This is a genomic window from Oceanospirillum linum (assembly GCF_001995095.2).
GTDB lineage: Bacteria > Pseudomonadota > Gammaproteobacteria > Pseudomonadales > Halomonadaceae > Oceanospirillum > Oceanospirillum linum.
In genome coordinates this window covers 1-525 of sequence record NZ_MTSD02000052.1, presented here as the reverse complement: position 1 = coordinate 525, position 525 = coordinate 1, and the positions used below count along the sequence as shown (strand labels likewise).

The following is a 525-nucleotide window of genomic DNA, read 5'->3' as shown; positions in this document are numbered from 1 at the left end:
GCCCGTGCCAGCCAGGGCCCTTTGCAGGCTGTGCATCAGCTCGCGGTCGCTGAGCTCGCGCCGCCGGCTCACGCTCACGGCCTTGTGGATGCGCTCGTTGCGATAAACGCCCAGGTCGTCGCTCAAGGTAAGCACCTTCAACGCCATGCGCATGTAGAACCCCTCGATCTTTACCTCCTTGTCTATGGGAACGTAAGGGGTATGGTATATCTTGCGGGCGTAAAACTTGCCCAGACTGAGCATGGAATAGTTAATGGCGGCCACCTTGTCAGCCAGGCTCAAGCTGCGCTCCTGCACCACTATGCTCTGCAGAATGTTTATCAAATCGAGCAGCCAGCGGCCCTCGGGCTCTACTATGTTTAGCAGCGCATCCCTGAATGCCTCGTTGTCCCTGCTGTGCTGCACTATAAGGAACAGCTGCGCCATGAGCGGCTTGCTATTTGGGTTTTGCTCCAGCGCGCTTACAAAGTCCCACAGATGCATCAGTCCTATAGCCACCTCCTCGCGCGCCACAAGCGTGCGCAC

Annotated in this window: 1 protein-coding gene; it reads right to left on the bottom strand. The window is 57.9% G+C overall.

What is annotated here, in order from left to right:
* Positions 1 to 483 (bottom strand): adenoviridae leader/packaging 3 family protein (locus tag BTA35_RS19025; protein ID WP_238377628.1); only part of this gene is annotated, 483 nt, incomplete at its 3' end.
* Positions 484 to 525: the final 42 nt, after the last annotated feature.